The 25,276-nt window shown below is 71.9% G+C and carries 23 protein-coding genes and 1 riboswitch; of the genes, 16 read left to right on the top strand and 7 right to left on the bottom strand.

The annotated features are described in order from the left end of the window. Positions 1–5: 5 nt before the first annotated feature. The 3 genes from ABD832_RS12275 to ABD832_RS12285 form a co-directional block, all read right to left on the bottom strand. On the bottom strand, positions 6–599 hold the full coding sequence (locus tag ABD832_RS12275; RefSeq protein ID WP_344892911.1) for a MarR family transcriptional regulator: 594 nt from the start codon (positions 597–599) through the stop codon (positions 6–8). A 283-nt stretch (positions 600–882) separates the two neighbouring features. After that, the gene (locus ABD832_RS12280) at positions 883–1,836 is read right to left on the bottom strand and encodes a CU044_5270 family protein (RefSeq protein ID WP_344892914.1); all 954 of its coding nucleotides are present in this window, start codon (positions 1,834–1,836) and stop codon (positions 883–885) included. Next, positions 1,833–2,420: an RNA polymerase sigma factor gene (locus tag ABD832_RS12285; RefSeq protein ID WP_344892917.1), complete on the bottom strand. Its 588-nt coding sequence runs from the start codon at positions 2,418–2,420 to the stop codon at positions 1,833–1,835. Before ABD832_RS12285 ends, ABD832_RS12280 begins: the two co-directional genes overlap by 4 nt. A 288-nt stretch (positions 2,421–2,708) precedes the next feature. Here ABD832_RS12285 and ABD832_RS12290 point away from each other — a divergent pair, with 288 nt between their 5' ends. The 4 genes from ABD832_RS12290 (at position 2,709) to ABD832_RS12305 (ending at position 8,908) form a co-directional block, all read left to right on the top strand. After that, the gene (locus ABD832_RS12290; protein ID WP_344892920.1) at positions 2,709–4,319 is read left to right on the top strand and encodes an ABC-F family ATP-binding cassette domain-containing protein; all 1,611 of its coding nucleotides are present in this window, start codon (positions 2,709–2,711) and stop codon (positions 4,317–4,319) included. Positions 4,320–4,382: 63 nt separating this feature from the next. Further along, positions 4,383–5,195 (top strand): hypothetical protein, encoded by an 813-nt coding sequence (locus ABD832_RS12295; protein ID WP_344892922.1) that lies wholly within the window; start codon positions 4,383–4,385, stop codon positions 5,193–5,195. 258 nt (positions 5,196–5,453) lie between these two features. Next, positions 5,454–7,499 (top strand): sigma factor, encoded by a 2,046-nt coding sequence (locus tag ABD832_RS12300; RefSeq protein ID WP_344892924.1) that lies wholly within the window; start codon positions 5,454–5,456, stop codon positions 7,497–7,499. A gap of 125 nt (positions 7,500–7,624) precedes the next feature. Next, the gene (locus ABD832_RS12305) at positions 7,625–8,908 is read left to right on the top strand and encodes a C40 family peptidase (protein WP_344892925.1); all 1,284 of its coding nucleotides are present in this window, start codon (positions 7,625–7,627) and stop codon (positions 8,906–8,908) included. 83 nt (positions 8,909–8,991) lie between these two features. On the opposite strand, the gene ABD832_RS12310 is transcribed toward ABD832_RS12305, so the two are convergent. Further along, positions 8,992–9,501, bottom strand: a complete 510-nt coding sequence (locus ABD832_RS12310) for an inorganic diphosphatase (RefSeq protein ID WP_344892927.1) — start codon at positions 9,499–9,501, stop codon at positions 8,992–8,994. Positions 9,502–9,622: 121 nt separating this feature from the next. Here ABD832_RS12310 and dacB point away from each other — a divergent pair, with 121 nt between their 5' ends. The 11 genes from dacB to ABD832_RS12365 all read left to right on the top strand — a co-directional run bounded on the left by dacB (position 9,623) and on the right by ABD832_RS12365 (position 19,968). Beyond that, positions 9,623–10,987 (top strand): D-alanyl-D-alanine carboxypeptidase/D-alanyl-D-alanine endopeptidase, encoded by a 1,365-nt coding sequence (gene dacB / locus ABD832_RS12315; protein WP_344892929.1) that lies wholly within the window; start codon positions 9,623–9,625, stop codon positions 10,985–10,987. Between the two features lie 51 nt (positions 10,988–11,038). Further along, positions 11,039–12,130: a zinc-dependent metalloprotease gene (locus tag ABD832_RS12320; protein ID WP_344892931.1), complete on the top strand. Its 1,092-nt coding sequence runs from the start codon at positions 11,039–11,041 to the stop codon at positions 12,128–12,130. A 199-nt stretch (positions 12,131–12,329) separates the two neighbouring features. Next, positions 12,330–13,343, top strand: coding sequence for a tRNA lysidine(34) synthetase TilS (gene tilS, locus ABD832_RS12325; RefSeq protein WP_413224246.1), 1,014 nt, complete (start codon positions 12,330–12,332; stop codon positions 13,341–13,343). Between the two features lie 11 nt (positions 13,344–13,354). After that, on the top strand, positions 13,355–13,912 hold the full coding sequence (gene hpt / locus ABD832_RS12330; RefSeq protein WP_344892935.1) for a hypoxanthine phosphoribosyltransferase: 558 nt from the start codon (positions 13,355–13,357) through the stop codon (positions 13,910–13,912). A 297-nt stretch (positions 13,913–14,209) separates the two neighbouring features. Beyond that, on the top strand, positions 14,210–16,219 hold the full coding sequence (ftsH, locus tag ABD832_RS12335) for an ATP-dependent zinc metalloprotease FtsH (protein WP_344892937.1): 2,010 nt from the start codon (positions 14,210–14,212) through the stop codon (positions 16,217–16,219). A 2-nt stretch (positions 16,220–16,221) separates the two neighbouring features. Continuing rightward, a complete protein-coding gene (folE, locus tag ABD832_RS12340) occupies positions 16,222–16,806 on the top strand; it encodes a GTP cyclohydrolase I FolE (protein ID WP_344892939.1) in 585 nt (194 codons plus the stop codon). Positions 16,807–17,116: 310 nt separating this feature from the next. Continuing rightward, positions 17,117–17,968 carry a dihydropteroate synthase gene (gene folP / locus ABD832_RS12345; protein WP_344892941.1) on the top strand — a complete coding sequence of 284 codons (852 nt, stop codon included), beginning with the start codon at positions 17,117–17,119 and terminating at the stop codon, positions 17,966–17,968. Further along, positions 17,965–18,405 (top strand): nuclear transport factor 2 family protein, encoded by a 441-nt coding sequence (locus tag ABD832_RS12350; RefSeq protein ID WP_344892943.1) that lies wholly within the window; start codon positions 17,965–17,967, stop codon positions 18,403–18,405. The genes folP and ABD832_RS12350 overlap by 4 nt, the downstream gene beginning before the upstream one ends. A gap of 257 nt (positions 18,406–18,662) precedes the next feature. Beyond that, a complete protein-coding gene (gene folB / locus ABD832_RS12355; protein ID WP_344893462.1) occupies positions 18,663–19,025 on the top strand; it encodes a dihydroneopterin aldolase in 363 nt (120 codons plus the stop codon). After that, positions 19,022–19,519 carry a 2-amino-4-hydroxy-6-hydroxymethyldihydropteridine diphosphokinase gene (gene folK / locus ABD832_RS12360; RefSeq protein ID WP_344892945.1) on the top strand — a complete coding sequence of 166 codons (498 nt, stop codon included), beginning with the start codon at positions 19,022–19,024 and terminating at the stop codon, positions 19,517–19,519. Before folB ends, folK begins: the two co-directional genes overlap by 4 nt. Further along, positions 19,516–19,968: a DUF3180 domain-containing protein gene (locus ABD832_RS12365; RefSeq protein WP_344892947.1), complete on the top strand. Its 453-nt coding sequence runs from the start codon at positions 19,516–19,518 to the stop codon at positions 19,966–19,968. The genes folK and ABD832_RS12365 overlap by 4 nt, the downstream gene beginning before the upstream one ends. A gap of 47 nt (positions 19,969–20,015) precedes the next feature. Here the strand turns inward: ABD832_RS12365 and ABD832_RS12370 are convergent, their stop codons facing one another. Genes ABD832_RS12370 through ABD832_RS12380 form a run of 3 tightly spaced genes read right to left on the bottom strand, consistent with a single transcriptional unit; the run spans position 20,016 to position 23,856 of the window. Continuing rightward, positions 20,016–21,287, bottom strand: coding sequence for an acyltransferase family protein (locus tag ABD832_RS12370; protein ID WP_344892949.1), 1,272 nt, complete (start codon positions 21,285–21,287; stop codon positions 20,016–20,018). A 17-nt stretch (positions 21,288–21,304) separates the two neighbouring features. After that, complete coding sequence (locus ABD832_RS12375) at positions 21,305–22,501, bottom strand: NADH-quinone oxidoreductase subunit D (protein ID WP_344892951.1); 1,197 nt, start codon at positions 22,499–22,501, stop codon at positions 21,305–21,307. Positions 22,502–22,518: 17 nt separating this feature from the next. After that, positions 22,519–23,856: an aminotransferase class V-fold PLP-dependent enzyme gene (locus tag ABD832_RS12380; protein WP_344892953.1), complete on the bottom strand. Its 1,338-nt coding sequence runs from the start codon at positions 23,854–23,856 to the stop codon at positions 22,519–22,521. Positions 23,857–23,910: 54 nt separating this feature from the next. Then, positions 23,911–24,026: riboswitch (SAM riboswitch) on the bottom strand. Between the two features lie 200 nt (positions 24,027–24,226). Here ABD832_RS12380 and ABD832_RS12385 point away from each other — a divergent pair. After that, positions 24,227–25,159, top strand: coding sequence for a TerC family protein (locus tag ABD832_RS12385; RefSeq protein WP_344892955.1), 933 nt, complete (start codon positions 24,227–24,229; stop codon positions 25,157–25,159). Positions 25,160–25,276: the final 117 nt, after the last annotated feature.

Here is a 25,276-nt window from a genome sequence, read left to right on the forward strand (position 1 = left end):
CCATCTCACGGTGTTCTCCGGTTCTGAATCAAAAGATGGAGGGGCTTGTTCCGCAGGGACGTCACGAACGGGTCGCCCTGGTCGGCGTGCCACGACGCAGGCGAGATCCGGTTGATGTTCACCTCGCGGCCGAGAACGCGTTCTGCCGCTCGTGCCGCGTCGTACAGTTCGTCCTCGTCCGGGGCGCCCACCACGAGGACATCGATGTCACGTGGGGACGGCCCGGTCTGGTTCGCGTGCCGGGCGGCCCAGGAGCCGTAGATGTACGCCTCGTCGATGCCCGGGATCGGCTGAAGGAGGGGCGGCAGGACGGCCGCCGGGCCGAAGGTCACCGCCAGCAGGTCGGTGAGCGGCTTGGCGACGATCGTGTCGGTGTCGGCACGGATGAGGCGGAGGTTGCCGTGCCGTCTCTCTTTGGTCAACCCGGCGGCGGCGAACCGGTCCATCTCACGGCTCACGGTCGGCTGGGACACACCTGTCCGTTTGGCGAGATCGGTCGTCGAGTACTCCTTCTCCGGGTGCAGGTACAGCCAGGCGAGTAGTTCGCCGACGGCGTTGGACCGGAACAGGGGAAGCAGCAACGGTGGAATTTCCCTCATAGATGAATAGTACTATGCATCTATAGCATACTGATAGCGCTGTGTCATCGATCCATCTCAAAGCGTTCCTGTTCGTGGAAGCGAGGGAGCTGCCGAAGGGTGACGCCGGTCGCGACACCGTGCCGTACCGGCGGAAAATCCGAGTGCCCGCAGGGCGAGGTCGGTGGGCAACGCTGCGCGAGGACCCTTTGAAGGGCAACGGAATGGTCGCGGGACATCTCAAGGTCGGCCTGCCTGTGAACCGCGACCCCCTTCCTGCTCGGAAGGGGGTCGCCAGAGTGTCCTAAGGTCGTTGCCCGGCCTTGTCGACCAGGTGGGTTTCCAGCTGGGCGCTGAGCACGAGAGGGGTGCCCGCCGGCACGAAGACCGGGTCCACGTTCGCGTACCTCATCGTGCGGTCCGCGACGGTGACCCCGTACGTCCCCAGGTAGCGGAAGTCGTCCGGGCTCAGGATGAGTTCGTAGCGTGCCCAGTCGTCGGTGTGGCTGAAGGCGATCCCGCGCCTGCCCTCGGCGTCCACGGCATCGGGACGTACGGTCACTCCCTCGATCAAGGGCAGTGCGCGGAACAGGGCGGCACGCACCTCGGGGCTGAGTGCCTGCTCGCCCATGAGCTGGTAGATCGCCTGGAAGAGCCGCTGTTCCCTGGACTCCTCATGAGGGCTGCCATCGCCGCTGAACCACTCGGCCATGGACTCCGCCGTGACCTTGTCGATCCGGTCGAGCAGCTTCTGTGGCGTGACGGGAGGCTCGGCCAGATCGGCCGCGGAGATTCCGGGATGGGTGCCCTGGACGAGCAGTTCGCCGCCGGGCGGGTACCAGGCGACCTGCTCGCCGTTCACGCTGGTCCACATCTCGCTGGTGGTGCGCTCGCCGATGTTCACACCGAACCCGCCGCCGAGCTCGCCGGGCGTGGCCTGCCTCTCCCTGATGTACAACCACTGGCCCGGCGAGGGCTTCATCCCGCCGCGGGCCTCGACCGCCTCGGCCGCGCGCTCGCTGAGCTCCTGGACGCCGGCCACGGGCGTCACCTGGGGCACCTGCGATCGGACCACACCGATGCCGATCACCACCGACAACACGCCGGCGAGCGCGATCCTCCAGGACAGCCGGGGCAGGCGCCGCCGCGCGGGCGCGGGCAGGGTGTGTATCTCGCGCAGGAGGCGGGCGCGGGCCGACTCCTCCGCCTCGCGTGTGATCGTCGGAACGGACGCGCGGAACCACCGGATCTCCTTCACTGCCTCTCCTCCCGGGTCGGGTCGCCGCCGATGACGGCCCTGGCCTTCTTGCGCGCGCGGTGCAATCGAGAACGCACGGTCCCCAACGGGACGCCGAGCGCCTGCGCGACCTCGTCGTAGGACAGGTCACCCCACGCGACCAGCAGCAGCACGTCACGGTCACCGCGTGACAGCCCCGCCAACGCCTTCGCGATCCGTCGCTCCTCCCCCTGGGCGGCGACACGGCTGATCACCGTGTCGGCCATCGGTTCCGGCGGCGGGTCCGCCCCGGTACGGCTCAGCGCCCGCAGGAACCGCTCCTCGTCGCGCCGGTGCCTGGCGACCAGGGTGGTCGCGATGCCGTACAACCAGGGCCTGGCCAGCGGCCGGGCCAGGTCGTAGGAGTCGCGACGGCGGAAGGCCGTCAGGAACGTCTCCGCCGTGATGTCGTCGGCCGCCTGGGTGCTCAGCCGCCGGGCGACGTAGTGGTGGATCGGGCGGGCGTAGCGGTCGAACAGCGCGGCGAACTGCTCGGGGTCGTCGCGCGAGCGGCGGATCAGCTCGGCGTCGTCCGCCTGATCCGTGTCCACCGGCTGGGCGGTCATCTCGATCCTCGTGGTTCCATGCCTGCTGTCTCCCGGAGAGCCGGAACAGGTTCTCGCCGCCGGGAGACGCGATGCTCGTTCGTGAACACGACGCGGCCCGCGCGGGATCCCGTCCGGCCCGACGGTGACGCGCGTCGGGGAGGGGCGGCCGGCGCACGCGCACTCGAGGAGACCCGCCCCGCCCGGGTATGACGGCCTGCTCGCCGGACCGTATCGACCGGAAACCCGGATGCCGGACCATGAAAGCGGCATGTACCCTGCGCGAGGACCTTTTGAAAGGGAATAGCCGTGGGACACGTTGAGGTCGGCCATCTGACGTACGTTCTGCCGGACGGGCGGCCGCTGCTGGAGGACGTCTCCTTCCGGGTGGGCGAGGGGGTCAAGGCGGCGCTCGTCGGTCCCAACGGGGCGGGCAAGACGACGCTGATGCGGCTGATCGCCGGTGACCTGCAGCCGGTCGACGGCAACGTCGCGAGCTCCGGCGGCCTGGGGATCATGCGGCAGTTCATCGGCAGCATCCGTGACGGCCGCTCCGTGCACGACCTGCTGGTCAGCGTGGCCCCGGCGCGCGTACGGGAGGCGGCCGGGAAGCTGGAGGCGGCCGAGCTGGTGATGATGGAGCGCGAGGACGAGAAGGCGCAGATGCGCTACGCGCAGGCCATCACCGACTACACCGACGCGGGCGGCTACGACATCGAGGTCCTCTGGGACACCTGCACGATGGCCGCGCTCGGCATGGCCTACGACGACTGCAAGTACCGCGAGGTCAACACCCTGTCGGGCGGTGAGCAGAAGCGGCTGGTGCTGGAGGCGCTGCTGCGCGGCCCCGACCAGACGCTGCTGCTCGACGAGCCCGACAACTACCTGGACGTGCCGGGCAAGCTCTGGCTGGAGGGGGCGCTGCGGGACACGCCCAAGACCGTTCTGCTGGTCAGCCACGACCGGCAGCTCCTGGCCAACGCGGCCGACCGGATCATCACCGTCGAGTCCGGCAACATCTGGGTGCACGGCGGGGGCTTCCGCTCGTACGCCCAGGCGCGCCGGGAGCGCAACGAGCGGCTCGACGAGCTGAAGAAACGCTGGGACGAGGAGCACGCCAAGATCAAGCGGCTGGTCCTGATGCTCAAGCAGAAGGCCAAGTACATGGACACCATGGCCGCGGCCTACCACTCGGCCCAGACCCGGCTGCGCCGCTTCGAGGAGGCCGGGCCGCCCGAGGCCGCTCCCAAGGAGCAGTTCATCAGCATGCGGCTCAAGGGCGGCCGGACCGCCAAGCGGGCGGTGATCTGCGAGGGCCTCGAACTCACCGGCCTGATGAAGCCGTTCGACCTGGAGATCTGGTACGGCGAGCGGGTGGCGGTCCTGGGCTCCAACGGCTCGGGCAAGTCGCACTTCCTGCGCCTGATCGCCGGTGAGGAGGTCCGGCACGCCGGGGTGGCCAGACTCGGCGCCCGCGTCGTGCCGGGTCACTTCGCCCAGACGCACGCCCGACCCGAACTCCTCGGCCGTACGCCCTGCGAGATCGTGATGACCGAGCACGCCCGGCTCAAGAACGAGGCGATGAAGGCCCTCTCCCGCTACGAGCTGGCCGGGAGCATCGCCGAGCAGCGCTTCGAGACCCTCTCCGGAGGTCAGCAGGCGCGGCTGCAGATCCTGCTGCTGGAGTTGTCGGGCACCACGCTGCTGCTGCTGGACGAGCCCACCGACAACCTCGACCTGGCCAGTGCCGAGGCGCTGCAGGAAGGGCTGGACGCCTTCGACGGGACCGTGGTCGCGGTCACCCACGACCGCTGGTTCGCCGATGACTTCGACCGGTATCTGGTCTTCGGTTCCGATGGAAAGGTCTACGAATCATCTGAACCGGTATGGGATGAGACCAGGGTGGTCCGGCAGAGGTAAAGAGTCGGGCCGCCGTCGGCGTGTCGGGGTGGGAGGGACGGCCCCGCCGGTTATCACGGCTAGGTGAAGCACAGCACCCGAATCGTCGCGGCCCTGGCCCTGTTGCTGCTCGCCGGAGGCCCCGGATGCTCCGGCGAGGAGAAGGATCCGGTCGCGCCGCTCCAGCCGCTCGCGGTCAGGGAACAGGCGTCGTCCATCGTGAAGGGCGACGACGGGTACGTGGTGAACTGGGCCGGGGTCCTGGCGAACGCCAACCCGTGGCACTTCGGCGAGCACGTGGTGGCCACCGTCGTCGCCAGCGACTCCCAGGGCAAGGAGGTCGTCCGGCTGGACCAGCCGCTGGACGCGGTGCCCCCGGGCGGCAGCCTCCCCTTCACCGGCCAGGTGGTGACCCAGGAGCGGCCCGTCGCGGTGAACGTCTCCTACCGCCCGGCCCGCTGGCACCGGGCCGGCCGGATCGTCTCGGCCTTCCAGCCCTTCCCGGTGTACGACGTGCTGACCGACCGCACGACCGACGGCGACTACCTGGTCACCGGCTACGTCGGCACCCCGTACGTGATGCCCGCCCGCAGCCTGGCGGTCACCGCGCTGCTGCGCGACCGGCAGGGAAAGCTGCTGGGGGGCGGGAGCACCTTCGTGGACAACGTCCAGGCGGGTGAGCGGCGACGGTTCGTGCTGCAGATCAGGAGCGTCGAGGACCCGCGCGACATCGCCTCGGCCGAGGTGACCGCGCGCACCTGGGGGTCGAGCAGCCGTCCCTTCGAGCAGCTCGCCCTGGGCGGCGCGCTGCCGCTGCACACGGTCAAGCCGAAGATGCCGCCGTTCGCCAAGGACCGCGGCAAGCAGGCGCAGCTGGCGGGGGTCATGGGACCCTGACCGAGGTCCCCGGCCGAGTTCCGTGACCGAGTCCCGGGACCGGGCTTTCCGGCCGGCCCCTCCGGTCGGCTGCTGCGGCCGGGCCCCCTCCACGGCTCCGGCCGAGGCGAACGATTCGGTCATAAAACCATTCATCAATATTTATTACTGCAATCCTAAGGTCATTCTTACGGATTCGATTGACCGGCCGGAGACAGTTCTCGTCATTGTCGGTGAACCACTGGAACGTGGTGTGACGGATCCTTTACCGTCGGTCACATGATTGACAGTGTCCTGGTCGAAGCCCTGCGTGCGAGGGAGCCCGGGGCCCTCGTCGCCCTCTACGACGCCTACGCCGAGGGCGTCTACCGCTACTGCCGCTCGATGCTCGCGACCCCCGAGGACGCGCAGGCGGCGTTCCTCGGCGCCTTCGTCGCCGCCGAGGCCCACGTCCACGCCCTCTCCGACCCCCGGCGGCTGGAGGCGTGGCTGTACGCGCTCGCCCGGCAGGAGTGCGTCCGGCGCGTCCTCGCCGAGGCGCCCGGGACGCGGGCCCCCGCCCCGGAGGTCACCGGCGGCGACGCCGACCTGCGGGTGATGGCCTGGAACGCCACCCGGAGCCTGTCCCCCGGCGACCGCGAGGTCCTCGACCTGAGTTGCCGCCACGGTTTCGGCCCCCTCGACCTCGGCGCGGTCCTGGGCGTGGGCACCAAGGCCGCCGGAGCGCTGTACGAATCGGCCAGGGAACGCCTGCGCGACGTCGTCACCGCCGAGGTCCTGGTCCGCAAGGGGCCCTACGACTGCGCGAGCCGGGCCCGCCTGCTGACCGGCTTCGGGGGCGAACTCACCCCGGAGGCACGGGAGCGGGTGATCCGGCACGTGAACCGGTGCGACACCTGCGCCCCGCACCGAGTCAGGCAGGTCTCGGCGGCCAAGGTCTTCGACCTGCTCCCGGTGGACACGCTGCCGCCCGCCCTGCGCGAACGGGTGATGGACTGCTTCAGCGACCCCGGCCAGGTCCCCTACCGGCGCGACGTCGCCCACCGCGCGGGCCCCCTGGACGACGCCGGGTTCCCCGCGGGCCGGTCTCCCCGAGCGCGCCGGTCCCGCGTGGCGGCCGGGACGGCGGTGGCGATCGCCGCGGCGGCGGCCGCGGTCGTCCTGGTCCTCGTCCAGTCCCTGGCCGACCCCGCGGGCCCCGGCGTCGCCTCGGGCGGTCTCCCGGCGGTGGTGGAACCTCCGTCCGGCCACCGGCCGTGGGAGCCCGGCCGGGGAGCGGACCTGACGCCCGGTCACGCCGACGAGGCGTCTGCCGTCGAGCTGGTCGGCTCGCTGGGGTCGGCGTGGTCGTCCGGCACCACCGGATCCGGGCCGCAGGACGGCCCCTTCCCCGGCCGGTCCCCGGGACGGGGCCCGGCCGGGGAAGGGGCCGAGGATCCGGCGTCACCGGCCGAGCGTGCTCCGAGGGACCCCGGCGAGCGTTCTCCCAGGAACGCGGCCGAGCCTCCGGCTGACGGCCCGCGCGAGTCCCCGCGCCCACCCGCTGAGGGCCCGCCCGTTGACGGCCCGCCCGACCGGCAGGGAGGTCCGCCCCCGCCGGTGGGCCCTCCGGCCCCGCCACCCGTACGGCTCCCGCCCGTGCCGCCGTCCTCGGAGTCCGGGCCCGACGGGCGCCGCTGGCACCGTCCACCGGGACGCCTCCCGCATCGTCACCACCACGGGCACCGGTCGTCGCGCTTCTGCGAGCTCGCCCAGCGGCCGCCGGGCCGGCCGGAGTCCCGCCGGGCGGATCAGGGCTCCCCGCGGGCGGGACGGGGGCTCCCGACCGACGGCGCCCGGCGGTGGCGCCGGGACGCTCGCACGACGGCTCCCGGCCCGCGTCCGGCGGTCACCGGTCCCGAGAGGGAGTGGCCGCCTCCCCGGACACCGGCTCCGGGCGGCGGGAAGGCCACGGCCGGGGTCAGGCCGGTACCGGCCGTCCCGGCGGGGGTCCCGGACCCGCTCCCGCCGGCCCGGCCCGCGAGGAGATGGCCCGCCAGGAGACGGCCCGCGAGGAGACGGCCCGCGAGGAGACGGCCCGCGTCGGCACCACCCGCCGCGAGACGACCGGCACCGGCACGACCGGCCAGGACGCCCGCCCGGACACCACCGGTCCAGAGACCACCCGTCCGGACGCCACCGGCCAGGACACCAGCCGTGACACCGCCCGGCCGGGGAACACCGGCCAGGACACGACGCCTACCGGGGGCGGCGCCGACCCGGAAGGATGAGGGCCGCACCCTCGCGGACGGGGATGTCGTGGCGGGCGATCGTCACGGTGCGTGAGCGTCATGTGTGCTTCGAGTGATCGGCGGGAATGCTGAGGGAGGCCGCCTGAGCGGCCGGTGCGCCGCTCTGGGGGGCGGCACCGCGTCACGCGGTATTTCACGGGGGACTCCGGGGGGAGACGCATGCGTTCAATCGGACGGCGCCGTCATGTCGCCGCGGTGGCGGGCCTGGCCTGCTGCCTGATCACCGGGCCGGGGCTCCCCGCAGTCGCCGTGCCCGGTCCTTCGGCCCCGCCCGACGACGTCGCGCCCGGCGTGCGGGGCCCGTCGGCCGCCGAGGTCGCCGAGGCACGCGCCAGGGCCCGCGAGCGCGGTGAGCGGCTCGGCACCGCCACGGCCCTGGTCGCCGAGGCGCAGGCCAGGCTGGAGGCGCTGACGATCCACGCCGAGCGGCTCGTCGAGTCCTACAACGGGCAACTGGTCAGGACGACCCGCGCCAGGGAGGTGGCCGAGCAGGCCGCCGAACGCGCCGGGACCGCCGGTTCGGAGGTCGAGGAGTCCCGCCGGGCGGTGGCCGCGATCACCACCCAGAACTACGGCGGTGTCGACCTGAGCGACCCGATGATGACCGTGATGGCCGGCGGCGGCACCGCCGACGACGGCTACCTGCGCCGGGCCAGCATCCTGGCCCACCTGGGCGGCGGCCAGGCCGAGCGGCTGAAACAGCTGCGCGAGGCCCAGGAGGTCTTCGCCATCCTGCGGGAACAGGCCGAGGACGCCTACGCCCGGCAGCGGGAGGCGGCGGTCGCGGCCGAGGAGGCCAAGCGGGCCGCCGAGGAGGCCGTGGCCGAACAGGTCGAGGAGACCCGGCGGATCGAGCGGGAGCAGGCGCGGCTGGAGAAGCTGGCCGACGAGGCGCGCAGCGCCGCCGACCTGATCGCCAGGGAGCGCGCCGCGGCCCTGGAGCGGGCCAGGATCGCCAGGGAGAACGCCGAGCGGGCCCGGCTCCAGCAGGAGGCGCTCCGCCGCGAGGCGGCACGGGCCCGGGTGGCCTCGGGGAACGACGCCTCGCGCTGGGCGCTGAACGTGGCGGCGGGGTCGGCCAGGGGCGACATCGCCGCGGACTGGGCGCTCACCCAGCTCGACAAGCCCTACGTCTGGGCGGCGGCGGGCCCGGCCGCGTACGACTGCTCGGGGCTGACCATGAGGGCCTGGGAGCGGGTCGGGATCAGGATCGACCACTGGACCGGCACCCAGTGGACCTCGGGGCCGCACGTCCCGCTCAGCGAGCTGCGCCGGGGTGACCTGCTCTTCTACGGCCAGGTCACCCGGAACCCCGGGGACATCCACCACGTCGGGATCTACATCGGCCAGGGGCTGATGGTGCACGCCCCGCAGACGGGGGACGTGGTCCGGGTCGCGCCGATGTGGCGCAGCGATCTGGTCGGCGCGACCCGTCCCGTCTGACGGCCCGGGATCCGCCGGTGGACGTCCGCCGGACGTCCCGCCGGATGTCCCGGTCCCGGTGCCCGTCGTCCGGTGCCCGTCGCTCAGTGGCCGGGCGCGTGCCCGCCGGCCGCCTCGTCCGCGGCCCGCTTGATGGAGCGCACGATCTCCTCCTCGGCCTCCACCCTGCCGACCCAGTTGGCGCCCTCGACGGACTTGCCGGGCTCCAGGTCCTTGTAGACCTCGAAGAAGTGCTGGATCTCCAGCCGGTCGAACTCCGGCACGTGGTGGATGTCGCGGATGTGCTCCATCCGGGGATCGGTGGCGGGGACGCACAGGACCTTGTCGTCGCCGCCCTTCTCGTCGGTCATCCGGAACATGCCGACCGCGCGGCACTTGATCAGGCAGCCGGGGAAGGTCGGTTCCTGCAGGAGCACCAGGGCGTCGAGCGGGTCGCCGTCCTCGCCGAGGGTGTCCTCGATGAAGCCGTAGTCGGCGGGGTACTGCGTGGAGGTGAAGAGCATGCGGTCGAGCCTGATGCGGCCCGACTCGTGGTCCACCTCGTACTTGTTCCGTTGCCCCTTGGGAATCTCAACGAGAACGTCGAACTCCACCGCGGTTCCTCCACTCAACCCTCCGGGCACCCCCGGTTGGGCGTTAATGTCTCGTAAGCGTTTTATGCCTGATGGTTATGGACGATGAGAGGTCGGCGGCGTGATGCGGCGTGATCGGTGGGTGGCCTTGGTCACTCTCGTCCTGCTGCAGATCTTCGTCGTCGCGGCCGGCGCGCACCTGCTCACCGGTGATGCGCTGGTCCGCAGGGAGCCGGAGCCGGTGGCGTCGGCGAAGCCGCCCCCCGTCCCGGTCATCACCGCGGGTCCGGTGCTGGCCGCGGGGGGGAACGGGCCTCTCCCTGCCAAGGGTACTTTGGCGCAGCGGTTGACCAAGGCGTTGGGTGACCCGGCGTTGGGCGGAAGCGTCGGCGCCGCGGTCCTGGACGCGCAGAGCGGCGCCGTGCTGTTCGGCAGCGGCGCGGGCGAGGGCATCACCCCCGCCTCCACCACCAAGGTGGTCACCTCGGTGGCCGCGCTGGCCTCCCTGGGCTCGGACGCCCGGCTGAGCACCCGCGTGGTGCGGGGGGCCTCGCCCGGCACGATCGTCCTCGTCGGCGGCGGCGACCCCACGCTGGCGAGTCCCCGGGCGGCGGCCCGCCAGGTCCACCCCCGGCCCGCCACGCTCGCCACGCTCGCCTCGCGTACCGCCAGGGCGCTCAAGGCGGCCGGGACGACCAGGGTGACGGTGGCCTACGACGACTTCCTCTACACCGGTCCGCGTACCGCCGCGACGTGGAAGCCCGGGTACGTGCCCGAGGGCAGCGTCGCCCCGGTCACGGCGCTCATGCTCGACGAGGGCAGGGCCTCGCCCGGGCAGAGCGGACGGGTCGCGGACCCCTCGCGCGCGACGCACGCCGCGTTCGTGTCGCTGCTGTCGAGGAACGGGATCAAGGTCTCGTCCTCGGCCAGGCGCTCCAGGGCCCCGGCCGGCGCGCGGGAGATCGCCCGCGTCGACTCCGCCCCGGTCTACACGCTGGTCGAGCGGGCGCTCACGCTCAGCGACAACGACCTTTCGGAGGCGCTGGCCCGGCACGTCGCGATCAAGGAGGGGAAGCCCGCCTCCTTCGACGGCGGCGCCGCGGCCGTGGGCGCGGTGCTGGCCAGGCTCGGCGCGGCCGAGGGCGTGCGGGTCTTCGACGGCAGCGGGCTCTCGCCGAGGAACCGCATCACCCCCCAGGCGCTGGCCCGCCTGGTCGCGGTGGCGGCCTCCCCGGACCGTCCGGACCTGCACGCGATCGTCGCCGGCATGCCCATCTCCGGCTTCAGCGGCACCCTGGGACACCGGTTCGACCGGCTCCGCTCCGCCCACGGGCTGATCCGCGCCAAGACCGGCACCCTGGACGGGGTCAACACCCTGGCCGGGATGACCACCACGCGGGGCGGGCGCCTGGTGACCTTCGCGTTCATGGCCGACGACGTACCGCCGGGCTGGGGAAAGGCGGAGGCGGCCCTGGACCGGCTCGCCGCGGTGGTCGCCTCCGGCTGATCGCGGGTTCCGGGTGCGCGGCCGGACGGGACAGCACGTACGGTGGACGGTATGCAGGTGATCGACTGGGATCTTGCCGTAGCGACCGGAACGCGCCTGGTGCGCCCCGGGCCGCAAGTGAGCCGAGAGGAGGCCCGCCAGGCCGTCGCCGATCTGCGACGACTTTCGCGCGAGGCCGAGGGGCACGTCCGCGACTTCACCCGAATCGACACCGAGACCGCGCCACAGACCGCGACCATCGTCGACCGGCCCGGCTGGATCAAGGCCAACGTCGAGGGTTTCCGGGTGGTGCTGGAGCCGTTCACCGAGCGGATGGCCGCCCGCAGGGACCAGACACCGGCGATCGTGAGCGCGGTGGGCTCGCGCGTCACCGGCGTCGAGGTGGGCGCGGTGCTGGCCTTCCTGGCCTCCCGCGTGCTGGGGCAGTACGAGCTGTTCCTGCCGCCGGACCCGACCGGCCAGGCGCCCACCGGGCGGCTGACCCTGGTCGCGCCGAACATCGTCCACGCCGAGCAGGAGCTCAACGTCAACCCGCGTGACTTCCGGCTCTGGGTCTGCCTGCACGAGGAGACCCACCGGGTGCAGTTCACCGGCGTTCCCTGGCTGCGCGAGTACGTCAGGTCGCAGACGACCGACTTCCTGCTGGCCTCCGACATCGACCTGCCCGTCCTGCTGGAGCGCCTCCGCTCGGCCGCCGGGACGTTCACCGACGTGGTCAGGGGCGGCGAGGGCAACCTGATCGACGCCATCCAGACGCCCGAGCAGAAGGTGATCCTCGACCGGCTCACCGCGGTGATGACCCTGGTCGAGGGGCACGGCGACTACGTGATGGACGCGGTCGGCCCCTCCGTGGTGCCCACGGTCGCCGACATCCGCGCCAAGTTCCACCACCGCCGCGAGGGCGGTTCCCGCCTGGACCGCACGGTCCGCAGGCTGCTCGGCCTCGACCTCAAGATGAAGCAGTACGCCGAGGGATCGGCCTTCGTCCGCACGGTCGTGGGTCAGGTGGGCATCGACGGCTTCAACAAGATCTGGACCTCGCCGGCGACGCTCCCGAGCCAGGCCGAGATCGCCTCTCCGGAACGCTGGATCGCCAGGGTCATCGGCACCCCGGCCATCCCCGCGGGCGGCACCGTCGGCTGACCGGGCCGGCCGGTCGATCCCGGCCGGCATGTCCGACCGACCGGCATGATCCACCGACACGACCCACCGGCGGGGCGGCACGTCCGCCCCGCCGCTTCCCGTTCCCCACGATGCCGAACCACGGTGCCGCACCGCGACGCCGCGTCCCGCCACGGCGCGATGTGCCGTGGCGCCCGCCGCAGGCCGGACAATGGCCGTCATGGGTCCGCATCCCGCCGTCGCCGACGTCCGCCGTGCCGTACGGCTCGCGCTGGGCGACCTGGAGCCGGGCCGGCTGGTGCTGGCCGCGTGCAGCGGCGGCGCCGACTCCCTGGCCCTGGCCGCCGCGCTGGGGTTCGTCGTGCCTCGCGCCGGGCTGCGCGCCGGGCTGCTGACCGTCGATCACGGCCTGCAGCCGGGTTCCGGCGACCGCGCGGCCGACGTGGTCGGGCTCGCGCCCGGCCTGGGACTGGATCCCGCCGAGGCGCTGACCGTCTCGGTGGGCACCTCGGGAGGGCCGGAGGCGGCGGCCCGGCAGGCACGGTACGCGGCCCTGTCGCGGGCGGCGGAGCGGCTCGGCGCCGCGGCCGTGCTGCTGGCGCACACCAGGGACGACCAGGCCGAGACCGTGCTGCTCGGCCTGGCCAGGGGGAGCGGCACCCGCTCGCTGGCCGGCATGCCCGCGCTGACCGGGATCTACCGCAGGCCGCTGCTGGGCCTCGGCCGCGCCACGACCGTGGCCGCCTGCGCGGCGCTCGGCCTGACCCCGTGGCAGGACCCGCACAACCTCGACGCCCGCTACAGCCGGGTCCGGGTCAGGAGGCGGCTGCTGCCCGCCCTGGAGGACGAGCTCGGCCCGGGGATGGCCGAGGCGCTCGCCAGGACCGCGGACCTGTGCCGGGACGACGCCGACGCGCTCGACGCGTGGGCGGACGAGGTCTACGCCCGCTCGGCCGTCCCGGATTGCGCTCTTAGCGATATCGACGCGGTGGTGGTGGCCGTACCGGAGCTGGAGGGTGTGCCGGTGGCGGTGCGCCGCCGTGTGCTGCGGCGGGCGGTGATCGACGCGGGCGCCCCGCCCGGCACGCTCGCGGCCTCGCACGTCCTGCAGATCGACACTCTGGTGACGGCCTGGCGGGGACAGCGGCGCATAGAGGTGCCCGGGGGGGTGGCCGTCGTCCGGCGGTATGACACCCTGATATTCGCCAGACAGACGGACAGCCCCTTTTCGTAAGGAAATCCCAGGTGGACGCAGCCGACATGGGCAGGGATCTCGCGAAGGTCCTGATTCCCGAGGAAGAGCTCCAAGCCAAGATCAAGGAGATCGCCGGCCGGATCGACGAGGACTACGCGGGCAAGGACCTGCTGCTGGTGGGGGTGCTCAAGGGTGCGGTCATGGTCATGGCGGACCTGGCCAGGGCCCTGCACCTGCCCGTGCAGATGGACTGGATGGCCGTGTCGTCCTACGGGGCGGGCACAAGGTCGTCGGGGGTGGTGCGGGTCCTGAAGGACCTCGACACCGACATCGCGGGACGCCACGTGCTGGTCGTGGAGGACATCATCGACTCCGGCCTGACCCTGTCGTGGCTGGTGCAGAACCTGCGGTCGCGCAATCCCGCCTCGGTGGAGATCTGCGCGGCGCTGCGCAAGCCCGAGGCGGTGAAGGTGCCGATCGACGTGAAGTACATCGGCTTCGACATCCCCGGCGAGTTCGTGATCGGCTACGGCCTCGACTACGCCGAGCGCTACCGCAACCTGCCCTTCATCGGGACCCTCGCACCGCACGTGTACGGGGCCGGCTGAGGCGGAGCGGGCGGAAAAGTACGCCCTGCGCGAAGAGTGTGATTCACAAACGCGACATTGCCCATAGCGGCGGGGAACACGGACCTACCTGACGTACGTTGGTAAGGCAAAGCCGGTGCGGACCGCGCGGTAACTCCGCGCGTCGCGCCGGTGTACCTTCGGACGACCGAAGAGGTGGCCTGTGGTCCCCTCCGGGGTAGTCAGTTGGAGCGGTTAGGGATACCGCGAACCCCGGGTTCGCCCGGGGTTGCCAGGCTCTGGTCAGGAAGGGACGGGCCCGCCGGGGTTCCGCATCGGATGGATCTCAAGCGATTTACACGTGGGCCACTGCTGTGGATCCTGGGCATCGTCGTACTGCTCCTTCTCGTCTCCACCATGCTGGGTGGGGAGGGCAACTACGAGAAGCGAGACACCTCCCAGATCATCAGCTGGATCGACGAGGGCAAGGTCTCCAACGCCAAGGTCATCGACAAGGACCAGCGCGTCGAGGTCACCCTCACCGACAAGAAGCGCTACTACTCCTCCTGGGTGACCGGTCAGGGCGTCCAGCTCACCGACAGGCTGCAGGCGGCCAGGGCCGCCAACAAGCTGCCCGGCGGGTACAACGTCGAGGTGCCCCAGCAGAACTTCCTCGTCGGGTTGCTGGTGAGCTTCCTGCCGATCGTCGTCATCGTGCTGATCTTCCTGTTCGTCATGAACCAGATGCAGGGTGGCGGCTCGCGGGTCATGAACTTCGGCAAGTCGAAGGCGAAGCTCATCACCAAGGACACCCCCAAGACCACCTTCGCCGACGTCGCGGGTGCCGACGAGGCCATCGAGGAACTCCAGGAGATCAAGGAGTTCCTGCAGGCCCCGGCCAAGTTCCAGGCGATCGGCGCCAAGATCCCCAAGGGCGTGCTGCTCTACGGCCCGCCCGGAACCGGCAAGACCCTGCTCGCCAGGGCCGTCGCCGGTGAGGCCGGGGTGCCGTTCTACTCCATCTCCGGTTCCGACTTCGTGGAGATGTTCGTCGGTGTCGGCGCCTCGCGTGTCCGGGACCTGTTCGAGCAGGCCAAGGCGAACGCGCCGGCCATCATCTTCATCGACGAGATCGACGCGGTGGGCCGCCACCGTGGCGCCGGTCTCGGCGGCGGGCACGACGAGCGCGAGCAGACGCTGAACCAGCTCTTGGTCGAGATGGACGGCTTCGACGTCAAGGGCGGCGTGATCCTGATCGCCGCGACCAACCGGCCCGACATCCTCGACCCCGCGCTGCTGCGTCCGGGCCGTTTCGACCGGCAGGTCACCGTCGACCGTCCCGACCTGGAGGGCCGCAAGGGCATCCTCAAGGTGCACGGGCGCGGCAAGCCGTTCGCCGAGGGCGTCGACCTCGACATCATCGCCCGCCGGACGCCCGGGTTCACCGGTGCCGACCTGGCCAACGTGATCAACGAGGCCGCGCTGCTCACCGCGCGGGCCGACCAGAAGCTGATCACGATGGAGCTCCTGGAGGAGTCCATCGACCGCGTGATGGCCGGTCCCGAGCGCAAGTCGCGGGTCATGTCGGACCAGGAAAAGAAGATCATCGCGTACCACGAGGGCGGTCACGCCCTGGTCGCGCACGCGCTGCCCAACTCCGACCCGGTCCACAAGATCACGATCCTGTCCCGCGGACGCGCCCTCGGTTACACGATGACGCTGCCGATGGAGGACAAGTTCCTCGCGACCCGCTCGGAGATGCTGGACCAGCTCGCGATGCTGCTCGGCGGCCGCGCGGCCGAGGAGCTCGTCTTCCACGAGCCCACCACCGGTGCCTCCAACGACATCGAGAAGGCCACCTCCGTCGCCCGCCGCATGGTCACCGAGTACGGCATGAGCGAGCAGCTCGGCGCCCGCAAGTTCGGCAGCGGCAACAGCGAGGTCTTCCTGGGCCGCGAGATGGGCCACGAGCGCGACTACTCCGAGAAGATCGCCTCCACGATCGACGAGGAGGTCCGCCGCCTCATCGAGGCCGGGCACGACCAGGCCTGGGACATCCTCGTGGAGTACCGCGACGTGCTCGACAACCTGGTCCTGGAGCTGATGGAGAAGGAGACCCTCTCCCGCAGCCAGGTCCTGGAGATCTTCGCCCCGGTCGTGATCAAGGAGAAGCGCCCCTCCTACTCCGGCTACGGCAAGCGGCTGCCCTCCAACCGCCCGCCGATCCTGACCCGCAAGGAGCAGTCCGGCAACGGCTCGCTCCCCGCGGGCGAGCAGGTGGCGGGCGGCAACGGCGCCCTGCCCGCGGGAACGGGTCACTCCGACTCGGTGCCCAGGGACGGGAACTGACCGTGGGAGGCGTCAAGCCGCTCCAGGTCGACGCGGTCCGGCTGGAGAACGCCGTGCGGGAGATCCTCATCGCCATCGGTGAGGATCCCGACCGGGACGGCCTCCAGCAGACCCCGGCCCGGGTGGCCCGCGCGTACGCCGAGCAGTTCGCCGGGCTGGGACAGACGCCCGAGGACGTGCTGACCACGGTCTTCGACGTGGATCACGACGAGATGGTGCTCGTGCGGGACATCGAGGTCTACTCGACCTGCGAGCACCACCTCGTGCCGTTCCACGGCGTCGCCCACGTCGGCTACATCCCGAACGCCAAGGGACAGGTCACCGGCCTGTCCAAGCTGGCCCGCCTGGTCGACGTCTACGCCCGGCGCCCCCAGGTGCAGGAGCGGATGACCTCGCAGATCGCCGACGCGCTGATGAACGTGCTGGAGCCGCGCGGGGTGATCGTCGTGATCGAGTGCGAGCACCTCTGCATGACCATGCGGGGCGTCCGCAAGCCCGGTGCCAAGACGATCACCTCGGCCGTCCGCGGGGACTTCCGCAGCAGCGACAAGACCCGCGCCGAGGCGATGGCCCTGATCATCCGCTGACCGTCCCACCTCTCCGATCATCCTCACCGCCGCTCCCGGACCTCGCCCCGCGCGATCGTCCGGGAGCGGCGGCGTGTCGTCACCCCGCGCTATCGTCCGGGAAAGACGCCTGCCGTCACCCTGCGCGGCCGTCCGGGAGAGGCACCTGTCGTCACCCTGCGCGCTCGTCCGGGAGTGGCGCCGTCCCGTCGCCCCCCGCGTCCGGGAACGCCCGGGGGTGGCATGTTCCGCGGCGGGTGTGCGGATTCGTTATGGCGCAAGCCGGACCCACGACACAGGCGGGCGGCGGACAACGCCTAGGCTTGTCCGCATGACTACGTGGAGTGTGCCCGGGCTGCCGGACGCGGGCCGGTGCCTCGTGATGGGCGTGGTCAACGTGACTCCCGACTCCTTCTCCGACGGCGGCCGGTGGTTCGACCCCGAGGAGGCCGTACGCCACGGCCTGGATCTGGTCGAGCAGGGCGCCGACATCGTCGACGTGGGCGGCGAGTCCACCAGGCCCGGTGCCGCCCGGGTGCCCCTGGAGGAGGAGCTGGCCAGGGTCGGGCCCGTCATCCGCGAGCTGAGCCGTCAGGGTGTCGTCGTCAGCGTCGACACGATGCGGGCCGAGGTCGCCCAGATGGCCGTGGAGGCCGGGGCGAGGCTGGTCAACGACGTCAGCGGCGGGCTGGCCGACCCGGAGATGCCCCGGGTGGTCGCGGCCTCGGGCGTGCCGTACGTGGTGATGCACTGGCGGGGGCACAGCCACGCGATGGACCGCCGGGCCGTGTACGGCGACGTGGTGACCGAGGTACGCGAGGAACTGGCCAAGCGGGTCGCCTCGGTGCTGGCCGAGGGGGTGGGCGAGGAGCAGATCGTGCTCGATCCCGGATTGGGCTTCTCCAAGAACCCCGAGCACAACTGGGCGCTGATCGCGGGTGTCGACCGTCTCGCCGGGCTGGGGTACCCGCTCATCGTCGGGGCGTCGCGCAAACGCTTTCTGGGACGCCTGCTGGCGGCCCCGGACGGCACGCCCCGCCCTTTCGACCGTAGTGACGACGCCACCCTCGCCGTGACCGCGCTCGCCGCGCAGGCGGGGGCGTGGTGCGTGCGCGTGCACGACGTCCGCCCGAACGCGGACGCCGTCCGTGTGGCTGCCGCAGTTCAGGGAGCGAGATCATGAGCGTCGACACCACCGCCGTCGAGACGGTCAACCAGGAGTTCTACACCGCCATCGAGAACGCCGACCTGGACCGGATGACCGAGATCTGGGCCGAGGACATCGAGGGCGAGCAGATCAGCTGCGTGCACCCGGGCTGGCCGATCGTGAACGGCCGCCAGGAGGTGCTGCGCTCCTGGGCGCTCATCATGGCCAACACGCCCTACATCCAGTTCGTGCTGACCGACGTCCGCGTCATGGTCCTCGGCGACGTCGCCGTCCTCACCTGTGAGGAGAACATCCTCACCGCGGGCGACGAAGGTGATTCCAGCTTCGCCGCGGGCAAGGTGGTGGCGAGCAACACCTTCGTGCGGACGTCGGCGGGGTGGCGGCTCTGGCTGCACCACGGTTCCCCCGTGCTGCAGGGTGACGACGAGGACGAGGACGAGGAGGACGCGTGAGCGAGCGCGCCGGCGGACGGCCCGGTGAGGGGGCTGGTGACGGGCCCGACGAGAGGGCCGGAGCCCACGCTCGGGAGCCGCTGCGGATCCACGACGGGGTCAGCGAGCTGATCGGAGATCCGGTCGACGGCCTGTTCCCGGACCCGCCCGCCGACCGGTTCGGCGACCCCCTGCGGGACCCGGGCCGCGACGCGTTCGGCGGCCCCGTCCGCGACCCGGCACGGCGGGGGCCGTACGGGACGGCCGGAGCCGGGCCGGTGGCCGACCGGGTCAGCGTCAGGGGACTGCGGGCCCGCGGGCGGCACGGCGTGCTGGCGGCGGAACGGGAGCTCGGCCAGGAGTTCGTCGTCGACGTGACGCTCTTCCTCGACACGGCGCCCGCCGCGGCCACCGACGACCTCTCGAAAACCGTCCACTACGGTGAGCTCGCCGAGGAGCTGGTACGGGTCGTGGAGGGCGAGCCGGTCGACCTGATCGAGACCCTGGCGCAGCGGCTGGCCGACGTCTGCCTGGCCCGCGAGCCCGTCCTGTCGGCCGAGGTGAGCGTGCACAAGCCGTCCGCGCCGATCCCGCTGCCGTTCGACGACGTGGTCGTGACGATCACCCGGAGCCGGGCATGAGGGTGGTCCTGGCGCTCGGCAGCAACCTGGGCGACCGGTTCGCCACCCTGCAAGGCGCGGTCGACGCGCTCTTCGCCGGCCCGGACCTCACCTTCGTCGCGGTCTCACCGGTCTACGAGACCGACCCGGTCGGTGGCCCCGAACAGGGCGCCTACCTCAACGCGGTGGTGATCGCCGACAGCGGGCTGGAACCCCGGAGCCTGCTCGATCGTGCTCAGGGTGTGGAGAACGCCTTCGGCCGGGTCCGGGTGGAGCGCTGGGGAGCGCGCACCCTGGACGTCGATCTGATCACCGTGGGGGACGTCGTGACGGACGACCCCGACCTCACCCTGCCGCATCCCCGGGCGCACGAGCGCGCCTTCGTGCTGGTCCCGTGGGTGCGGGCCGACCCCGGCGCGGTCCTGTCCGGGCGGCGGGTGGCCGACCTGCTGGCCGGCCTGGACCAGGCGTACGTACGGCCGCGCACCGACCTCGTCCTGAGCAGGCCCGTGTGAGGCCCACCCGTCCCGGCGTCCTCGCCGGGCTCGCCGCCGTGTTCGCGATCCTCACCTGGGCGCTCGTCAGGCGGTTCTACTCTGAGCTGCCGACCGTGCCGTGGACGGCCATCCCGACGGTGCTGCTGCTGGCGGTCGGGGAGTTCTACAGCGGGTGGATGACCAAGGCCAGGATCGGGCGCAGGCCCGGCACCGAGCCCGTCGAGCCCCTGGCCGTGGCCCGCCTGGCGGCGCTGGCCAAGGCGTCCGCGTACGGCGGGGCGGTCTTCGGGGGGATCTTCGCCGGGTTCGCCTTCTACACGGCCGCGCTGCTGGACCAGGAGGTGCCCCGCCGCGACTTCTTCATCACCGGCGGGTCGACGCTGGCCTGCGTGCTGCTGGTCTGCGCGGCCCTGTACCTGGAGCACTGCTGCAAGGTGCCCAAGGACCCCTCCGACGACGAGCGCTGACCGGGCCGCCAGACGGGGCCGCCGGACGGGGCCGCCGGACGGGGCCGCTAGTTCTGCCTCGCGGCCCATCTGCGCCCGAAGAGCATGATGACCGGGAGCGTGCACACCAGCGCCCCGGCGACGGCCAGGGGCCGCTCCAGCCACCAGGACAGGTCGGGGCGGACCAGGGCGGCCGGCCTGCCGCCCGCCAGCCACCAGGTCAGCGCCACCCAGATCGCCATGCCCGTGGTGTGGAAGAGGAACAGCGGGAGCGCGAACCGGTTGACGGTCTCGTTCACGCCCTGCCACTGGGGGCGGCCGAGGAGGCGCTCCATGGACGGCCTCACCACCTCCACCAGGCCGATCTGGAAGATCAGCAGTGCCACGATGACGAACGTGGGCGGCGCCATGTTGGAGAGCTTGTCGCCGGGCACGCCCACCATCGAGCCCGGGTAGATCCCCGAGTAGACCAGGCCGAACAGGGCGAACAACCCGGTCCACAGGATCGCCACGTCGAAGCGGCGGGGCAGCGCCACCACCCGGTCGTAGAAGAACCCGGCCTGGTGGGCCAGCCCCCAGACGATGATCATGTTGAGCCAGCCCGCGGCCTCGTACCCGTAGCGCAGCCGCAGCACGTCGACGACCAGCGCCGCCCCCGCCAGCCAGATCAGCGCCAGCACGTCGTAGCGCCGGTGCAGCCAGAGCGCCACCGGGAGCAGGGCGATCAGCACGAGGTAGACGCCGATGAACCAGAGCGGGCTGATGACGAGCAGCACCACGCGGTCCATCCAGCCGATGCCGAACGCCCACGTCACGAACACGCCCAGCACGATCCAGGTCCCGGCCAGCGCCAGTGCCGGGATCGCGAGGCTGCGGATGCGCCGCCACACGAAGGCGCCGATGCCGACCCCGCGCTCGCGGGCGCGGTTCCACGACAGCAGGTGGACGTGCCCGCCCACGTAGAAGAAGAGCGGCAGCACCTGCAGCAGCCAGGTCAGGATCCACAGGCCCGAGGTGAAGCCCAGCGGGCTCGTCGGCGAGGGGCCGTCCGGCCCCCACTCCAGGATGGTGAACGCCCAGTGCCAGACCACCACGACGACCAGGCTGACCGCGCGCAGCCAGTCGACGTACCGGTCCCGCCGCAGGGGTGTCCGGCCCTGCGGGGCGGCGGGGCCACAGGTGCCGGAGACGCCCGCGGTGACGGCGGGCGTGTCCGCGGGGGAGCCGAGGGCGTCCGCGGGGGAGCCGGGGGCGTCCGGGGCGTCCGCGGGAGGGCCGGGAGAGGCGGGGGTGTCCGAGGGGGAGCTCGTCCGCTCCCCGTCCCGGGCGGGTTCGGTCATGTGTTCCGGGCCGTCCCTCACTTGTCGATGTCGCCGACGACGAAGAACATCGAGCCCAGGATGGCGACCATGTCGGGCACCAGATGGCCCGGGAGCAGCTCGCGGAGCACCTGGACGTTGTTGAAGGAGGCCGAGCGGAGCTTCATCCGCCACGGCGTCTTCTCCCCGCGCGAGACCAGGTAGTAGCCGTTGACGCCGAGCGGGTTCTCCGTCCACGCGTAGGTGTGGCCCTCGGGGACCTTGAGCACCTTGGGCAGGCGCTGGTTGATCGGCCCCGGGGGCAGGTCGCGGAGCCGCTCGACGCAGGCGTCGGCCAGGTCCAGGGACACCTTCACCTGCTCCAGCAGCACCTCGAACCGGGCGTGGCAGTCCCCGGCCGAGCGGGTGACGACCTTCACCGGCAGCTCGCCGTAGGCGAGGTAGGGCTCGTCCCTGCGCAGGTCCATGTCGACGCCGGAGGCGCGGGCGATCGGGCCGCTCACGCCGTACTGCATGATCGTCTCTCGGTCCAGGACGCCCACCCCGCGGGTACGGGCGAGGAAGATCTCGTTCCCGGAGACCAGGTCCTCGATGTCGGGCAGCCGCCGCCGCACGTCGGCCACGGCCGCCGAGACCCGGCCCGTCCACCCCTCGGGCAGTTCCTCCTTGAGGCCCCCGACCCGGTTGAACATGTAGTGCATGCGCCCGCCGGAGATCTCCTCCATCACGGCCTGCAGGGTCTCGCGCTCCCGGAACGCGTAGAAGACCGGCGTGATCGCGCCGAGTTCCAGCGGGTAGGAGCCGAGGAACATCAGGTGGCTGAGCACCCGGTTGAGCTCGGCCAGCAGCGTGCGCGTCCAGACCGCCCTGACCGGCACCTCCATGCCGAGCATCCGCTCCACCGCGAGCACGACGCCCAGCTCGTTGGCGAACGCCGACAGCCAGTCGTGCCGGTTGGCCAGCACGATGATCTGCCGGTAGTCGCGCACCTCGAACAGCTTCTCCGCGCCCCGGTGCATGTAGCCCACGATCGGTTCGGCCGAGCCGATCCGCTCCCCGTCCAGGGTGAGCCGCAACCGCAGCACGCCGTGCGTGGAGGGGTGCTGCGGCCCGATGTTGAGGATCATGTCCTCGGTCGCGAGTTCCTTGCCGTGCGCGCCGCCCACGGCGGCGGCCCCCGCCCCCATCCCCACGCTCAGCTCACGGGGAGCGCCTTCGGCACGAGGTTCGGTCATGGGTCCATGCTGTCACGTCACGCGCGCGAGGCAAGATCCCGCAGGGCGCCGATCAGCCGGTCCACGTGCTCCTCGGTCGTGCCGATGCCGATGGAGGCGCGTACCGCCGAGGCGGTGACGTCGTCGCAGCCGCCGTCCTTGGCGCCCAGCAGGTGGCGGACGAAGGGGTGGGCGCAGAACTTGCCGTCGCGGACGCCGATGCCGTGGTCCCCGGAGAGGGTCTCGGCGACCTCGCGGGCGGTGAGGCCGTCCACCACGAAGGAGACGATGCCGACGCGCGGGTGGTCCGGGCCCCACAGGGAGAGCTCGTGCACGCCGGGGATCGAGGCCAGGCCCGCGCGCAGCCGGGTGAGCAGGCGCTCCTCCTCGCGGACCAGGGGGGTCCAGCCGGTGGCGGACAGGGCGTCGCAGGCCGCGGCCAGGGCGACGGCGCCCAGCACGTTCGGGGTGCCGGCCTCGTGCCGGGCCTCGGGGTCGTCGTGCCACTCGGCCCCGTCGTCGGTGACGGCCCTCACCGCGCCACCGCCCCGCAGGTACGGCTCGGCGTCGGCCAGCCAGTCCGAGCGGCCGACCAGCGCGCCCGTGCCGAAGGGGGCGTAGAGCTTGTGACCGGAGAAGACCACGTAGTCCAGGTCGAGCGCGGTCAGGTTGAGGCGGCGGTGCGGGACGAGCTGCGCGGCGTCGACCAGGATGCGCGCGCCGTACCGGTGCGCGATGTGGGCCAGCGCGGCGATCGGCCAGAGTTCGCCGGTGACGTTGGAGGCCGCGGTCACCACCAGCAGCGCCGGGCCCTCGATCGAGGACAGCGCCTCGTCGGCGGCGCGGACGGCCTCGCCGGGGAACGCCGGCACCGGCAGCCGCACCGCGCGGTCCCAGGGCAGCAGCGAGGCGTGGTGCTCGGTGTCGAAGACCACCGCGGTGGTCCCCTCGGGCAGGCTCCGGGCCAGCAGGTTGGTCGCGTCGGTGGTGTTGCGGGTGAAGATCACCGAGTCGTGCGGGCGGGCTCCGACGAAGGCGCGCACCGTGTGCCGGGCCTGCTCGTAGCGGGCCGTGGTCAGCTGGGACGCGTACCCGGCGCCGCGGTGGACGCTGGAGTAGGCCGGGAGCGCGGCGGCGACGGCGGCGCTGACCGGCTCCAGACAGGGGGCGCTGGCGGCGTAGTCGAGGTTGGCGTAGCGGACGAGCCTGCCGCCCTTCACCGGGACCTCCAGGTCCGAGCCGAGCACGGCGGGGATCGGCCGTCCGCCGGTCGCGGTGGCCGGCGCCGCGGGGGTGACGGTCGCGTGGGCCGTGCGGGCGTCGTCGGTGGAAGCGGTGAAAGCGGTGGTGGAGGCGAAGATCGTCAGGGTGGACATGCCGGTGCTCCTTCGAGGTCATCGGACCTCGACCCATGAGACATAGGCACCCGAAGCCCGCGCTTGCCCGGCACACCTCGTGCCGGACCAGGTCCTCACCCGGGGCACCCCGCCGCGGACGCGAGGGTTGCCGGCCAGCGAGCCGGGGCTTGTCACTGGCACTCATGACCTACGGGGGAACTATAACCGACGGCCGCCGCCCTTCCGCAAGTCCGGACACGCGCCGCAGGCCGGTACCGGGGGTGACTTTCGACACGGAAGGGCGCGCGAGGAACTCCTGGAGGCTCCCGGTCGTCCAGGGAGTCAACCGAAGAACCGTTCTGGCCGCCGGCCGGCTCTGTTCCCCCACGGGCCGACAAAGGAGGAAGCAATGGACTGGGTGACCAACCCGGAGATATGGATAGGGTTCTTCACCCTTGTCGCTCTGGAGATCGTGCTGGGGATCGACAACATCATCTTCATCTCGATCCTGGTGAGCAGGCTCCCTCCCGAGCAGCGGGACCGGGCGCGCAGGCTGGGCCTCCTCGTGGCCCTGCTCAGCCGCCTCGCCCTGCTGGTGGCCCTCGCCTGGGTGGTGAGGCTCACCGAGCCGTTCTTCGAGGTGTTCGGGCAGGGGATATCCGGGCGAGATCTGATCCTGATACTCGGCGGCCTGTTCCTGCTGGCCAAGAGCGTCCACGAGATGCACGGCAGCCTGGAGGGCGACTCCGGCCACGGCGGGGGCAGGATGGCCTCCTCCTACGCCTCCGTGATCGTCCAGATCATGATCCTCGACATCGTCTTCTCGCTCGACTCGGTGATCACCGCGGTCGGCATGGTGGACGAGCTGGGCGTCATGATCGCGGCCGTCGTCGTCGCGGTCCTGGTGATGCTGTTCGCCTCCGGTCCGATCAGCCGCTTCGTGGACCAGCACCCGAGCATCAAGATGCTCGCGCTGTCCTTCCTGGTGCTGATCGGCGTCGTGCTGATCGCCGAGGGCTTCGAGCAGCACATCCCCAAGGGCTACATCTACTTCGCGATGGCCTTCTCGTTGCTGGTGGAGCTGCTGAACATCCGGATGCGCCGCAAGACGGCGCAGAAGCCGGTCGAGCTGCACTCCCGCTACCAGGCCGAGCCGGACGCCTCCTCGGGGGAGGGCGAGCCGGCCGTGCCGGGGACGCGGGGCCACTCGGAGTCCGCGGCGGAGGCCGGGGCGCGGTCCGGCGCCGGAGCCGGGACGGGAACCGGGGCCGGGAGCGGGTCCGTGACCGGAGCCGAGACCGGGACCGATGTGCGACCGGACGGGACGGATCGTCCCGCGTGAAGCCGGGCGGGCGGCCGGTGGGTGTCCGGCCGGGTGAACGGAGCTGGACGGCCGGGTGAGCGGCGCCGGGTGAGCGGGGTAGGGGGACCGGCCCGGCCCCAGGTGGGGGATTACGAT

This window comes from Streptosporangium longisporum, from assembly GCF_039534895.1.
GTDB lineage: Bacteria > Actinomycetota > Actinomycetes > Streptosporangiales > Streptosporangiaceae > Streptosporangium > Streptosporangium longisporum.

What these genes read in the sequence shown, in the direction of transcription:
- ABD832_RS12350 (WP_344892943.1), top strand. Translation starts at nt 17,965, where the DNA reads ATGAGCGTCGACACCACCGCCGTCGAGACGGTCAACCAGGAGTTCTAC.
- ABD832_RS12375 (WP_344892951.1), bottom strand. Translation starts at nt 22,501, where the DNA reads ATGACCGAACCTCGTGCCGAAGGCGCTCCCCGTGAGCTGAGCGTGGGG.
- tilS (WP_413224246.1), top strand. Translation starts at nt 12,330, where the DNA reads ATGGGTCCGCATCCCGCCGTCGCCGACGTCCGCCGTGCCGTACGGCTC.
- ftsH (WP_344892937.1), top strand. Translation starts at nt 14,210, where the DNA reads ATGGATCTCAAGCGATTTACACGTGGGCCACTGCTGTGGATCCTGGGC.
- ABD832_RS12320 (WP_344892931.1), top strand. Translation starts at nt 11,039, where the DNA reads ATGCAGGTGATCGACTGGGATCTTGCCGTAGCGACCGGAACGCGCCTG.
- folP (WP_344892941.1), top strand. Translation starts at nt 17,117, where the DNA reads ATGACTACGTGGAGTGTGCCCGGGCTGCCGGACGCGGGCCGGTGCCTC.
- ABD832_RS12305 (WP_344892925.1), top strand. Translation starts at nt 7,625, where the DNA reads ATGCGTTCAATCGGACGGCGCCGTCATGTCGCCGCGGTGGCGGGCCTG.
- ABD832_RS12385 (WP_344892955.1), top strand. Translation starts at nt 24,227, where the DNA reads ATGGACTGGGTGACCAACCCGGAGATATGGATAGGGTTCTTCACCCTT.
- ABD832_RS12300 (WP_344892924.1), top strand. Translation starts at nt 5,454, where the DNA reads ATGATTGACAGTGTCCTGGTCGAAGCCCTGCGTGCGAGGGAGCCCGGG.
- folK (WP_344892945.1), top strand. Translation starts at nt 19,022, where the DNA reads ATGAGGGTGGTCCTGGCGCTCGGCAGCAACCTGGGCGACCGGTTCGCC.
- ABD832_RS12275 (WP_344892911.1), bottom strand. Translation starts at nt 599, where the DNA reads ATGAGGGAAATTCCACCGTTGCTGCTTCCCCTGTTCCGGTCCAACGCC.
- ABD832_RS12370 (WP_344892949.1), bottom strand. Translation starts at nt 21,287, where the DNA reads ATGACCGAACCCGCCCGGGACGGGGAGCGGACGAGCTCCCCCTCGGAC.
- ABD832_RS12380 (WP_344892953.1), bottom strand. Translation starts at nt 23,856, where the DNA reads ATGTCCACCCTGACGATCTTCGCCTCCACCACCGCTTTCACCGCTTCC.
- ABD832_RS12285 (WP_344892917.1), bottom strand. Translation starts at nt 2,420, where the DNA reads ATGACCGCCCAGCCGGTGGACACGGATCAGGCGGACGACGCCGAGCTG.